Genomic DNA, 12,318 nt, shown 5'->3' with positions numbered 1-12,318 from the left:
GAAGGCGCCTCGATGTCCGCTCCGACGACCACCTCCGCCGAGTCCCGCGCTCACACCTCCCTCCGCTCCGCGGCACTCCCGCTCGCCGCTCTCTGCCTCGCGTTCTTCGTCGAGATGGTCGACAACACGCTGCTCTCGATCGCCCTCCCGACGATCGGACGCTCACTCGACGGGTCGACCGCCGGACTGCAGTGGGTGACCGGTGCCTACTCCCTGACCTTCGGCGGGCTGCTGCTGACAGCCGGGTCCGCCGCCGACCGGTTCGGCCGCCGCCGCGTGCTCCTCACCGGCCTCGCCGCGTTCGGGCTGATCAGCCTCGCCGTCGTCCTCGTCACCGACATCGGCCAGCTGATCGCCCTCCGCGCGGCGCTCGGCTGCGCCGCGGCCGCCATGGCGCCCGTCACGATGTCGCTGGTGTTCCGGCTCTTCGACGACGAGAGGCTCCGCATGCGGTCGATCACGATCGTGATGATCGTCGGGATGTCCGGCATGGTCCTCGGCCCCCTCCTCGGCGGCTCGATCCTCAGCACCGTCAGCTGGCAGTGGCTGCTCGTCGTCAACGCCCCGATCGCGCTGCTGGTCTGGATCGGCGTGCGCCTCGGAGTCCCCGCGGACCAGCGCGCCGACCTCACCTCCGAGCGGCTCGACCTGCCGGGGACCGCCCTCACCGTCGCCGCGGTGGGGCTCGGCTGCTACACGCTCACCAGCGGAGTCGAGAACGGCTGGCTGTCGCTCCTCACGATCGCCTGCGCCGCGGGGACCGTCGCGGCCGTCGCGGGATTCGTCGTCCGCGAGCGCCGCGCCGTCTCGCCTATGATCGACCTCGCGATCTTCCGCGCCGGCCCCGCGCGGGGAGCGGCGCTCACGCAGCTCGGCGCCTCGGTCGCCTTCGCGAGCGTCCTGTTCGGCCTGATCCTGCACTTCCAGTACGCCTACGGCTGGAGCCCGGTGCGCGCCGGCCTCGCGAACCTGCCCGTCATCGTCACGATGCTCGCCGCCACTCCGATCACCGAGCGCCTCGCCTCGAAGCTGGGGCACCGCGCGGCCTGCCTGATCGGCACCGGGCTCCTGGTCGGCGCGCTGCTCGGGATGTCCTGGGCGGTGGACCGGGGCTACCTCGCGATCGCCGTGATGATGGTCGTGATGACGGTGGGCCTGCGGACGATCATGACCATCTGCGCCGTCGCCCTCGTCGAGGCGATGCCCGCGAACCGCACGTCGATCGGTGCGGCGCTCAACGACACGGCCCAGGAGATCGGCACCAGCATCGGCACGGCCGTCGTCGGCACGCTGATCGCCGCACTGGTGGCGACCACCCTCCCGGCGGGCGCGTGGAGCGCAGACCTCGTCCGGAGCTTCTTCGCGGGTGAGCGGGTCGCCTTCCTGGTCGTGGCGGTCCTCGTCGGCGTGATCGCGACGATCGGCTCGCTGTCCCTCAGCGACTCCCGCTCCACCGAGGAGCCGGCGGCGGCCTAGTCCGTCGGGTCGCGCCGGGCGTCCTCGAGGTCGGCGATGTCGGTGTACTCGAGGAAGTCCAGCGGCGGGATGTCCGTCATCTCCTCGCTCCACGAGGGACGGGCCGGCTGCATGCGGCGCGTCTCGAGCTCGATGTGGGCGATGACCTCCGCGTCGTCCGGCTCCTCCACCTCGCTGCTGTCGATCGGCAGCGACCAGAGCTGGCTCGCCGGCCCGATCAGCAGGTGGGCGTAGGCGCGGCCGCCGCCCTCGGTCAGGACAGGCACCGAGACGACGTCCGACTTGTTGACGTCCGCGAGGGCCCGGGCGTACCGGAGGACCGCCTTGCAGGTCAGGTCGCCGACGAGGAGGTGGCCGCTGGAGTAGTGCAGTTTCCGCATGCGTCCAGCCTCCGCGCGCCGCCCGCGGGCCCTCAAGAGGGTTGCCGGGGGGAGGCGGCTCCTCTAATGGGCCGGGAGGTCCCGCCCGATCGGGGTCATCGCTCCGGGTGTCCGGCGCTCTCGCGGAGCTCGCGGCCGTCGGCGACGTCCTCGGCGTGCTTCTCCGCCTTCTTCTCGCTCTGCCGGGTGTCGCGGGGCGGGAGCTGGATGTGCTCCTCGGCTTCGATGCCGGCCTGCAGCTGGCGGCCGCGCTCGAGCTCGGCGTCGAACTCGGCCCCGAAGAGCAGGGCGAGGTTCGTGATCCAGAGCCAGAGGAGGAAGACGATCACGCCGCCGAGCGCGCCGTAGGTCTTGTTGTAGTTGCTGAAGTTGGCGACGTAGAACGCGAAGCCGGCCGAGGCCAGCGCCCAGACGACGAGGGCGAGGATCGAGCCCATGCTGGTCCAGCGGAACTTCGGCTGCCGGACGTTGGGGGACCAGTGGTAGAGGACCGCGACGATGACGACCATGATCGCGATCAGCACCGGCCACTTGGCGATGCTCCACACCGTCAGGGCGACCTCGCCGAGGCCGACGGCGTCGCCGATGGTCTGCGCGACGGGTCCGCTGAGCACGAGGATCAGCCCGGCGATCACGAGCAGGAGGACCGTCACGAGGGTGACGGCGAGCATCGTGGGGCGCAGCTTCCAGATCGGGCGGCCCTCGTCGATCTCGTAGACGCGGTTCATGCCGCGCCCGAACGCGCCGACGTAGCCGGAGGCGGACCAGAGGGCGCCGAGGACACCGGTGACGAACGCCAGACCGGCGGCGGGGCTGGAAGTGAGCTCCTGCAGGGGGCCGCGGACCGTGTCGAGGACGTCGGCCGAGACGAACCCGCCGGCGATCTCGAGCACGGTGTCGGTCGTGGTCTCGGCCTGGCCGAAGAGGCCGAGGATGGAGACGATCGCGAGCAGCCCGGGGAACAGCGCGAGGACGGCGTAGTAGGTGAGTCCGGCCGCGATGTCCGTGCACTGGTCGGCGCCGAACTCGCGGAGCGTCTTCTTGAGGACGTAGCCCCACGAGCGCTTGGTGACCTCGGTCGGTCCGTCGGGCTTGCGGGAGTCGTCGGGGTCGGGCGCGGTGCGGTCGCGCTCGGTGCTGGTCTGGGCCACGGTCGTCCTCCATCTCGAGCGTCTGCGGATCGTCGGGGACGGAAGGACCGCCTGTGATCGCTCCGAGCCCCGACGACGCCGTGCTCGCCACCGACCGTAGGAGCGCCGGACGCTCAGGGCAGGACGGTTGACAGCCGCCCGTCGAGTCCGGTGGGGGAGGTGCCCGCGGTGGAGCCCGCGCTCAGAGCTGCGCGAGCAGCCTCTCGCACGCCTGCTCGCAGCGGCGGCAGGCCTCGGCGCAGATCCGGCAGTGCTCGTGCATCCCGGCGTGCTGCTCGCAGTCGTCGGCGCAGGCGCGGCAGGCCAGGAGGCAGGCCTCGACGAGGGCGCGGACGGCCGCGGATCCGACGACGCCGCGGCGGGAGAGCACGGCGCCGGTCGCGGCGCACACGTCGGCGCAGGCGAGGTCGGAGCGGATGCAGTGGACCAGCTCGTTGACCGACTCCTCGCCGAGGCACGCGTCGGCGCAGGCGGTGCAGGTGAGTGCGCAGGCGCCGCACGCGTCGATGCACTCGGCCAGGACCTCCGGATCGACGCCGCGCAGCTCCTCGGGGTGGCTCCGGATCATGTCGCTCGTGCTGCTCATGGCGCGTCCTCTCGCCGTGACCCCGGCGGGTCGATCGGTCCGGGCGACGCTACGGGCCCGCCCGCCACCGGGCGAGGGCCTGGCCAGGCACCGCGGCCGGTGATAGCCGGGCGGTCAGCCCCTCACGACGAAGGCGTCGTGGATCAGGTTGCCCCCGGTCGCCGCCGCATTCCGCGTGCTGCCGCGGGTGATCGTGACGGTGTGGGTGCCGGCGGGAAGGATGCCGCTGGTCCAGACGGTCTGGGCGGAGCGGGTGGTGGCGCTGTAGCGGTCGACCGAGGCCACGAGGACGCCGTCGAGGCGGACCTCGTCGATCCCGGACGTGCTGGACCGGCGGCTCACCCACGAGACTCCGGTGCCGGTGAAGCGGAGGGTCGCCGAGGCGCCCCCCGTCGACGAGAAGGAGACGCCGCCGCCGCTGTCCGCGGAGGAGGAGGTCGTGGACCAGGTGCCCGTGTCGGCGACGGCCGGCGAGCCGTTCTGGTGGGTGCCGGCCCCGACGGCGGCGAGCGGAGTCGCGGTGGCGGTCGGCGTGGAGGTCGAGGTCGGCGCGGCGGTCGCGGTCGGCGTGGGCGTGGCCGTCGATACCGGGGTGGCGGCGCTCTTCGCGAGCACGATGGACGCCGTCGCTCCCTTCAGCCCGCTCGGCCGGAACGTGATCGTCGTCGCGGTGCTCGTCCTGCTCGTCACGCTCAAGGCGGCGCTCGAGGACACCGTGCCCGCGGTCGGCCGCGCGAGCGTCACGGTGAGCGCGCTCGTCGAGACCTGCGTCGGGTCGACGGTCGAGACGGTCACCGTGTCCGCGTCCTCCCGGATCGAGACCAGTCCGGCGCCGGTGATGCTCGCGACCCGGGTGCCTCCGACGAGCACGGGGCTCGTGGTCCCGGCCTTCCACGACACGGCGCTCACGGTGCCGGTCGAGCGGTCGCGGGCGGCGCTCAGCTGGGGGGTGTTGCTGAGCACGGTCACGTCCGGGTCCACCGCGTACGCGGCGGTCGCCGCCTCGGAGGCGCCGGGGAGGACCGTGTACGCGTACGAGGCGCCGGTCGGGTTCGTGCCGTGGCTCGTCGTGAGGGAGTAGTAGTGGCCGGTCACCGGCGCCGTCGGACCGGCGGCGCTCACGGCGCTCCAGGCTCCGGTGCGGGTCCGCCCCTGCGCGGTCAGGGCGATCGGCGTCGGGAAGACGTAGCCCACCGACTCCGCGGAGCCGGTGATCGAGGCCCAGCGGGCGGTGCTCGTGGCGGTCGCCTCCGCACCGCGGAGGACGCCGTCCACGCGGAGCCTCGCATCGGGAGCGAGGTCGCGGCGGTCGTCGATCACCGTCTCCGCGCGCCGGCGCGCCCCGTCCCAGCCGGTCCCGGACATGTCGGTCGCCGTGATCCCGGAGCCGAGCGCGAGGATCTCGTCGTCGAAGGTGAACCAGGCCTTCTTCGCGACCAGGCTCACCGACGCCGCGTCGAAGTCGAGCGCCGCGATCCCCGTCCGCCGCGACGGGCTCTCGAGGCTCCCGGTGAAGGTCGTCGTCGGGCGGGACGACGCGCCCTCGCCCGCGCTCCGGACGATCGTGTCCTCGGTGGTGCCGGGCATCCGGTACGGGTTCGCCGTGGTCCAGTAGCCGTCGTCGTACTGGCGCCCGCTGCCCAGGTGGAGCGACGTCGCTCCGTCGCCGGTGTACCAGCCGCTGCGGTTCTCGCCGTTGAGCGACTCGTAGCGGGCGATCCGCGTGCTCGACAGGCCGACGGCGAAGCCCGAGGTCGCCGTGGTCCGCGTGAAGCGGTCCATGCCGGCGAAGGCCCGGACGCCCGAGCCGATCGGGGTCGCGGTCAGGCCCGTGTCGGCGAGGACGAGCCGCGCGCGCACGACGTCGCTGACGGATCCGGCCGTCTCGATGCTCACGGGGCTGCCGGCGTTGCAGGCCAGCCAGCTCTTCGCCAGCGCGTTCGTCCGGGTCCGGGCCGCGGGCGGGGCGCTGTCGGCGAGGCGCAGCACCGCCGCCTGCAGCTGGACGCCGACGTCGCCGTCCTCCGACTCCGCCCGCGCGGTCTCGCGGCCGCGGACCGTCGACATCACGGCGCCGCACCAGGTGACGGGGGCGAAGGAGGAGGCGAGCCGGTCGTACACGCCGAGCGCCTCCGGGCTCGTGATCTCCCAGCGGGAGCCGTCGAGTAGCGCGTACAGGTCGTCGAGGGTGTCGAGCATCGAGAGCCCGTACCCGCCGCTGTAGGCGAAGACGCTGTGCTGCACGAAGGAGCCGTCGGCGTGGAAGCCGTCGCCGGACGCCACCGTCCGCAGCGCCGGGTCGATGCCGGCGGCCGCCTCCGCGATCTTCGTCGGCTGCTTCAGCAGCACCGCCCGCCCGGCGATGACCGCCGCCGTCCAGACGCGGTTGGCGCCGGTCCGGGTGACGGTGTCGGCGAAGCGCGTCGAGGCCGACAGGTAGGCCTGCACCTGCGCCGCCGAGAGGTCGGGGTAGAGGAGGGCGGTGATGCTGTTCAGCTCGAGCGGGATGCCGATCTGCTGCTCCCACCAGCGGGAGGTGCCGGTGGTCGAGCGGTTGTAGCGGTTCGCCGAGAGCCAGTCGGCGGTCGTGACGACGTCGCGGAGGAGCGCCGGGTCGCCGGTGAGGGCGGTCCCGGGGGTCTTCAGCGCGGTCGCGAGGACGGTGACCCGCTTGTAGGCGGCCCACACCTCCACCGCCGAGGTGCCCGTGACCAGGTCGGGCCAGGGCTCGCCGCCGCCGGTCTCGAGCGTCGACCAGTAGCCCTCGGCCTCAGCGACGAGGCGGCCCTTCGCCGCGGCGAGGCCGCCGACGCTCAGGCTGCCGGGGATCGTGCCCGTCAGATCGGCGACGAGGCCGAGGCGCATCGCGTCGTACTCGTCGCCCGCCGAGTCGACGGCGGACGCGGTCGGCGCGGCGGCGAGCGGGAGGATCAGGGCGGTCACCAGCAGGAGCGCCGCAGCGAGCGGGCTCCCGCGCCGGGGCGCGTCGGATCGAGAGGGTCGGTTCGTCTCCGCGCGCGTTCGGCGGAGGGGACGCGGCTGGGTGGGCACGGGCGCTCCTGAGGCGACGCCCACGAGCCTGCGGGCTTCGGGTGCTCGCGGGTCGCCGGGGGAGCGTCGGGTGAAGAGTAGGGGTCCGCTCCGTCCGGCGGCAAGAGACGGAGGCGAGGACGGCCGGGATCGGCCACCGCCGACGCTCCCGACCGCGCGATCTGCGACAGCCGTACCCCGTGAGGGGTACAGAGGCGCCGAAGGTCCCCCACCCGTCAGGCGGGGCGATACGGTCGGAGGTGCGTGTGCGCTCCGGGGAGTCCCGGCGCGGCGCGCAGGGGGAAGGGGGCACGGATGATCGAGGCCGAGCAGGATCCGCGGCTGGTGGCGCTCGAGGCGCTCGAGATGATGGGGTCGGCTCCGGAGGAGCGCTTCGACCGGATCACGCGGATGGCCGAGGAGCTGTTCCGCGTGCCCGTGGCCGAGATCCACTTCCTCGACGACACCACGCTGTTCACGAAGTCCCCACAGCGTCCGGACGCCGTGCTCGCCTACCCGCGCGCCGGCACCTTCTGCGACGCGACGCTCGAGAAGCGCACCACCTTCGTCGTGCCGGACCTCGGTGCCGACGAGGCGTGGGTCGGGCACGAGCACGTCGCGGGGTACCCGCACGTCCGCTTCTACGCCGGGCGGCCGCTGTCGGTCGAGGGCGACCTGCAGCTGGGCACCCTCTGCCTCATCGACTTCGTGCCCCGGAGCCTCACCCCGGACGAGCGGCAGCTGCTCGAGGAGTTCGGCGAGTGGGTCGAGCGCGAGCTGCGCGACACGGCGGAGCGCGACCGCGCCGCCGACATGCAGACGCAGATGGCTCCCTCCTCCCTCCACCACCCCGCCGGCTACGAGCTCTCGGGGCTCTCGCTGCCGCGGTGGACGATCACCGGCGACTTCTACAGCTGGCGCGGCGACGACGAGACGGTCGACCTGACCCTCGTGGACGTGATGGGCAAGGGGACGGCAGCGGCGATCGTGGCCGCCTCGATCCGCTCCGCGTTCCGGGCGCGCCTGGGCGGCGACCCCGACGCGGTCGTCAGCGCGGTGAGCGCCCAGCTGCACGACGACTTCACGGCCACCGAGACCTTCGCGACCCTCTTCCACGGGCGCCTCGACACCGCGTCCGGCCGGATCGACTTCGTCGACGCGGGCCACGGGCTCACCGTCCTCCTCCGCGCCGACGGCTCATTCCAGCGGCTCGCGGCACTGGGCCTCCCGCTGGGCATCGCGGAGGACGGCGGCTGGATCACCCAGACCGTGGAGCTCGCGGTCGGCGACTCGCTCCTGGCCTTCACCGACGGCGTCCTCGACCTCTACGACGGGACGCTGCAGTCCCTGGCGCGCGCGGTCGATCTCGCCCGCGACTCCGCCGACACCGCCGCGTTCCTGCAGGCGCTGAGGGCGCTCGCCGCCTCCGGCTCCGCGTCCGACGACATCACCGCCCTCGTGCTGACCCGCACGGGCGCCGACCGCTCCGCCGAGAAGGACCCCGCATGACGTTCACGACCGAGACGATCGCCCCCGACATCGCCGTGCTGCGGGGGGAGGGGCGGCTCAACGCGGCCTCGGCTCCGGAGCTGCGCTCGGCCGTCCGCCGGGCGATCGACGAGGGCAGCCCCCGCATCGTCGTCGAGCTCAGCGCGGTGACGTTCATGGACTCCTCCGGCCTCGGCGCCCTGGTCGGCGCTCTCAAGACCGCGCGGCAGGCGGGCGGCGACCTGCGGATCGCGGCGCCCAGCGAGCAGGTCGTGATGGTGCTGCAGCTGTCCAACCTCGACCGGGTGCTCACCCTCTTCGACACGGCCGGCGACGCGTACCGTGACTGAGCGCAGCGTCGGGTTCCGCACGCCCCCGGACGACACCGAGGTCGTCCACGAGATGCTCGCCGAGCTCTGGGGCGAGCGCCCGGACCTGCCGACCCGCGACCGCATGGCCGTCGAGACGGCGCTGGTCGAGCTGGTCGACAACGTCATCCAGCACGCGACGTCGACGACGACGATCGTCTGCCGCCTCGTCGTGCGCGTCGAGGGAGACGCGATCCACGCGGAGCTGGTCGACACGGCCGATCCTCCGGACATCGGCACGGGGCCGCGGGAGATGCCGGACGTCTTCGCCGAGTCGGGCCGCGGGCTCGCCCTCATCCAGGCGCTGACGACCACGTTCGAGCACGAGCGCTCCGAGGGGCGCAACGTCTGGACCCTGACCCGGGCGCTGGACTCCTAGCGACTGGCGCGGATCAGCGGATCGTGTGCGCGGTGATGACCGCGGCGGCACGCGCCAGGTCGTCCGCCATGCCGTTCAGCCCGGGGGAGGCCTTCAGCACCTCCGCGCTGACCTCGTCGTAGCGCTCGTCCACCTGCGCGAGCAGCTGCTTCCCGGAGGCGGTGAGGCGCAGGAGGACGCTGCGGCGGTCCTGCGGGTTGGCGAGCCGGTCGACGTGGCCGGCGGTCGCCAGCCGGTCGAGGAGCGCGGTCACGGCGCCCGTCGAGAGGGAGAGCTCGAGACCCAGCCACTTCGGCGTGAGGTCGGGCGACTCGCCGAGGATCTCGAGCGCGGTGAGCTCCGAGATGCCCACGCCCACGCCGGCGGCGATGCTCGCGCGGAGGTGCCGCTGCGCGTTCTCGAGCAGGCGGAGCGACTGCCGCAGCTGCACGGCGGGCGCGTCCTGGTCGACGTCGCGCGGGGTCGGTCTCTCGGTGGTCATTCGTCCTTCTCGGGGTAGGGCTGGGGTCATCGTACGGGTCGCCCTCGGGGGTCCCGGCCTGTCACCCGGACAGGGGGTGAAAAAACGATTGCAATGTATCTTGGCCATCAAGTAACTTAGCGGTCAATCGAGTTCGGCGGACCACCAGCCGGACCCTCCCCCTTCAGCATCAGCCCGCCCCACCCGATCAGGAGTCCTGCCATGTCGACCCACACCGCCAAGTCCAAGCGCGTCCGCTTCGCTCCCCTCGCCATCGCGACGAGCATCGCCGCCGCCGCTCTCCTCTCCGTCTCGATGTCCGGCACCCTGTCCGGCTTCGTCGCGAGCATCTCCAACACCGGCAACACCGCCGCCTCCGGCTCGCTCGTCATGGAGGAGAAGTCGACCGGCGCCAGCCCCATCACCTGCCTCAGCACCGACGGCGGCTCGATCAGCACCAACACCGCGACCTGCGCGACCATCAACAAGTTCGGCGGATCGACCACGATGGTCCCCGGCCAGACCGTCACCACCGCGATCACGCTGAAGAACACCGGCACCGTCAACGCCAACACCTTCACGCTGACCCCCGGCGCCACCTGCTCGCAGAGCAACAACGTCGCGGCCGGCGCCTCCGGCTCCGCCACCGACTTCTGCGGCAAGCTCAACGTCGTGATCACCTCCGGCGGGACCACCGTCTTCACCGGCACTGCCGCGACCCTCGCCGGCTCGGCCGTCAAGACCCTCAACACCGCCCCGGTCACCCCCGGCACCTCCACCCCCTTCTCCATCGCCGTGACCCTCGACTCGTCGGCCACCAACGCCTACCAGGGCCTGTCCGCCTCGCTCCCGCTCACCTGGACCTTCGCGAGCTGATCCCCTCCCCACCCGGCCCGGAGCGCCCCCGCGCGACGGGCCGGGGGAGGAGCGTCCCGCAGCGCTCCTCCTGCACCGCCCCGAGAACCCCCCCTCTCCCCCCGAGAACCGCGCCGCACGGCGCACGCCCCCGAGAACCCCTCTCCCCCCGAGATCCCCCCACCCCCACCACCCACACCCTGAACCGCGAGCGGGGCCGGCCCCCCACGGCCCCGCTCGCACCACGCCGGAGGAGGCGGACACGATGACCCTCGTCGACACCGCCGACCTCCGCCTCCCCGAGTCGCCCGCGACGCCCGAGTCGACCGCCCCGACGGCCCGCCCCCGCACCGACCGCCCCCGCCGGTCCCTCCTCCGCACCGCCCTGATCGGGACGACGACCGCTCTGCTGGCCGTCCTGGTCGCGGCGGCGCTCCTGTTCCACGCGTCCGGCGGACGCTGGTTCATCGTGCAGACGCCCTCCATGGGCACGGCCGCCCCGGTCGGCACCCTCGTCCTCACCGAGCCGACGGCCCTCGAGGACGTCCGGGTCGGCGACGCGGTCAGCTTCCACCCCACCACCACGCCCGACGAGACCTACACCCACCGGGTCGTCGAGATCGCCGACGACGGCACGCTCCGCACCCAGGGCGACATCAACGGAGCCGTCGATCCGTGGGCCACCGGCCAGGACCAGCTCATCGGAGTCGTCACCACGGCGCTGCCGGTGCTCGGCTGGCTCGTGCGCGGCCTGCCGCTGCTGATCATCGGCGCCGTCCTCGTGCAGCTGCTCACCCGCTTCATCGCCTCGCCCACCCAGCGGGCGTCGATGCGGATCCTCGGCCTCTCGCTCGTCGCGTCCGTCACCGTCTTCGTGCTCCGCCCGCTCGTCGGCATCGTCGTCCTCGAGGCCACGGTCGACAGCGGCACGACGAACGCCACGCTCGTCTCGACGGGCGTCCTCCCCATCCGCGTGAGCGCCGAGGGAGCCGACCCCGTCGACCTGGTCTCCGGACAGGTCGGCCGCCTGCAGATCCCGGCGCACGACGGAGACGCCTACGCCCTCTCCTCCGCTCTGCACCTGCCGTTCTGGGGCTGGGTCCTCTTCGTCCTGCTCTGCGCGATCCCGGTGCTCTACACGGTCTTCGTCGGCCTCCCCGGCGAGCCGGAGCGGACCGCCGAGCGCGGCCGCCGCGCCGCCCGCGAGGAGGAGACGGCATGAGCCGGCACCGCCTCTCCGCCGCCTCGCCGGCCGCGCGGCTGCGCACCCTCCTCGCCCGCCCGAGGTCTGTCGTCGCCGCCCTCGCCGCCGCCGCCCTGGCCGCCGTGCTGCTCACCGCCCCTGCCACCTCCGGCGCGTACACCGCCTCGATCCTGAACTCGACCAACACGGTCGGCAGCGCCGCCGCGTTCTTCACCTGCGACGGCGCCCTCGCCGCCGACCGCGGGGCCGCGCTCTTCGCCTACACGCTCGCGCAGCCGAGCGGATCGACGACCGCGCCCGACACGGACTCCGGCCAGTACCCGGGCACCTACCGCTCCACCAGCCTCTTCCCGACCGCGATGGTCAGCTCCGCCGCGACGCCCAAGGCCTGCCCGCGCGACGCGGGCGGCTCGTGGACGCCGAACGGCACCAACCAGTACCTGAGCACGCCGCTGGAGATCAGGAACCCCGGCACCTTCAGCACCGAGATCTGGTTCAAGACCACGAACGCCGGCGGCAAGCTCTTCAGCTTCAGCGCGGGCGCCACCGCTCCCGGCGGCCAGTACGACCGCCACACCTACATCGGTGCCGACGGCAAGCTCGTCTTCGGCGTCTACAACGGCGCCGCGCAGACCATCACGAGCACCCGAGCCGTCAACGACGGGCTCTGGCACCACGTCGTCTCCACGCTCTCGCCGACGGCGGGCATCGCGCTCTGGGTCGACGGCGTGAAGGTCGCCTCGAACAGCACGTACCGCACGGCCGAGAACACGACGGGCACCTGGAAGATCGGATACGACAGCCTGGGCGGCCAGTGGCCGAACGTCGGCTCCTCGTACTTCGGCGGGAGCCTGCGCTACGCCGCGGTGTACTCGACGGTCCTCACGCCGGAGCAGATCCAGACGCACTACGCGGCAGGACGCTGAGCGAACGGCCCGGTC

At 73.0% G+C, this 12,318-nt stretch carries 12 protein-coding genes; 7 read left to right on the top strand and 5 right to left on the bottom strand.

The window, feature by feature from the left end:
* Positions 1-12: 12 nt before the first annotated feature.
* Complete coding sequence (locus GTU71_RS10700) at positions 13-1,476, top strand: MFS transporter (RefSeq protein ID WP_159940029.1); 1,464 nt, start codon at positions 13-15, stop codon at positions 1,474-1,476.
* Here GTU71_RS10700 and GTU71_RS10695 read toward each other — a convergent pair.
* The 4 genes from GTU71_RS10695 to GTU71_RS10680 form a co-directional block, all read right to left on the bottom strand.
* A complete protein-coding gene (locus GTU71_RS10695; protein ID WP_104261204.1) occupies positions 1,473-1,856 on the bottom strand; it encodes a hypothetical protein in 384 nt (127 codons plus the stop codon). The two genes, GTU71_RS10700 and GTU71_RS10695, sit on opposite strands and share 4 nt — an antisense overlap.
* A gap of 95 nt (positions 1,857-1,951) precedes the next feature.
* Positions 1,952-3,007, bottom strand: a complete 1,056-nt coding sequence (locus tag GTU71_RS10690; protein ID WP_159940027.1) for a YihY/virulence factor BrkB family protein — start codon at positions 3,005-3,007, stop codon at positions 1,952-1,954.
* A gap of 181 nt (positions 3,008-3,188) precedes the next feature.
* Positions 3,189-3,593 (bottom strand): four-helix bundle copper-binding protein, encoded by a 405-nt coding sequence (locus GTU71_RS10685; protein ID WP_159940025.1) that lies wholly within the window; start codon positions 3,591-3,593, stop codon positions 3,189-3,191.
* Positions 3,594-3,707: 114 nt separating this feature from the next.
* Positions 3,708-6,536: a polysaccharide lyase 8 family protein gene (locus tag GTU71_RS10680; RefSeq protein ID WP_159940023.1), complete on the bottom strand. Its 2,829-nt coding sequence runs from the start codon at positions 6,534-6,536 to the stop codon at positions 3,708-3,710.
* A gap of 402 nt (positions 6,537-6,938) precedes the next feature.
* On the opposite strand from GTU71_RS10680, the gene GTU71_RS10675 reads away from it, so the two are divergent.
* Genes GTU71_RS10675 through GTU71_RS10665 form a run of 3 tightly spaced genes read left to right on the top strand, consistent with a single transcriptional unit; the run spans position 6,939 to position 8,858 of the window.
* On the top strand, positions 6,939-8,132 hold the full coding sequence (locus GTU71_RS10675; RefSeq protein WP_104282584.1) for a GAF domain-containing SpoIIE family protein phosphatase: 1,194 nt from the start codon (positions 6,939-6,941) through the stop codon (positions 8,130-8,132).
* Positions 8,129-8,461 (top strand): STAS domain-containing protein, encoded by a 333-nt coding sequence (locus GTU71_RS10670; RefSeq protein WP_104224279.1) that lies wholly within the window; start codon positions 8,129-8,131, stop codon positions 8,459-8,461. The genes GTU71_RS10675 and GTU71_RS10670 overlap by 4 nt, the downstream gene beginning before the upstream one ends.
* Positions 8,454-8,858 carry an ATP-binding protein gene (locus tag GTU71_RS10665; RefSeq protein ID WP_104256700.1) on the top strand — a complete coding sequence of 135 codons (405 nt, stop codon included), beginning with the start codon at positions 8,454-8,456 and terminating at the stop codon, positions 8,856-8,858. Before GTU71_RS10670 ends, GTU71_RS10665 begins: the two co-directional genes overlap by 8 nt.
* A 13-nt stretch (positions 8,859-8,871) precedes the next feature.
* Here the strand turns inward: GTU71_RS10665 and GTU71_RS10660 are convergent, their stop codons facing one another.
* On the bottom strand, positions 8,872-9,339 hold the full coding sequence (locus GTU71_RS10660; protein WP_159940021.1) for a MarR family transcriptional regulator: 468 nt from the start codon (positions 9,337-9,339) through the stop codon (positions 8,872-8,874).
* 201 nt (positions 9,340-9,540) lie between these two features.
* Between GTU71_RS10660 and GTU71_RS10655 the strand changes: the two genes are divergently transcribed.
* From GTU71_RS10655 to GTU71_RS16560, 3 genes are all read left to right on the top strand, one after another.
* Positions 9,541-10,194, top strand: a complete 654-nt coding sequence (locus GTU71_RS10655) for a hypothetical protein (protein ID WP_104224276.1) — start codon at positions 9,541-9,543, stop codon at positions 10,192-10,194.
* A 244-nt stretch (positions 10,195-10,438) separates the two neighbouring features.
* Positions 10,439-11,395 (top strand): S26 family signal peptidase, encoded by a 957-nt coding sequence (locus GTU71_RS10650; RefSeq protein WP_159940019.1) that lies wholly within the window; start codon positions 10,439-10,441, stop codon positions 11,393-11,395.
* Positions 11,392-12,303 (top strand): LamG domain-containing protein, encoded by a 912-nt coding sequence (locus tag GTU71_RS16560; RefSeq protein ID WP_104247132.1) that lies wholly within the window; start codon positions 11,392-11,394, stop codon positions 12,301-12,303. The genes GTU71_RS10650 and GTU71_RS16560 overlap by 4 nt, the downstream gene beginning before the upstream one ends.
* Positions 12,304-12,318: the final 15 nt, after the last annotated feature.

It is taken from the genome of Rathayibacter sp. VKM Ac-2762 (assembly GCF_009866585.1).
Taxonomy (GTDB): Bacteria; Actinomycetota; Actinomycetes; order Actinomycetales; family Microbacteriaceae; genus Rathayibacter.
This window is presented reverse-complemented; position numbering and strand designations above follow the sequence as displayed.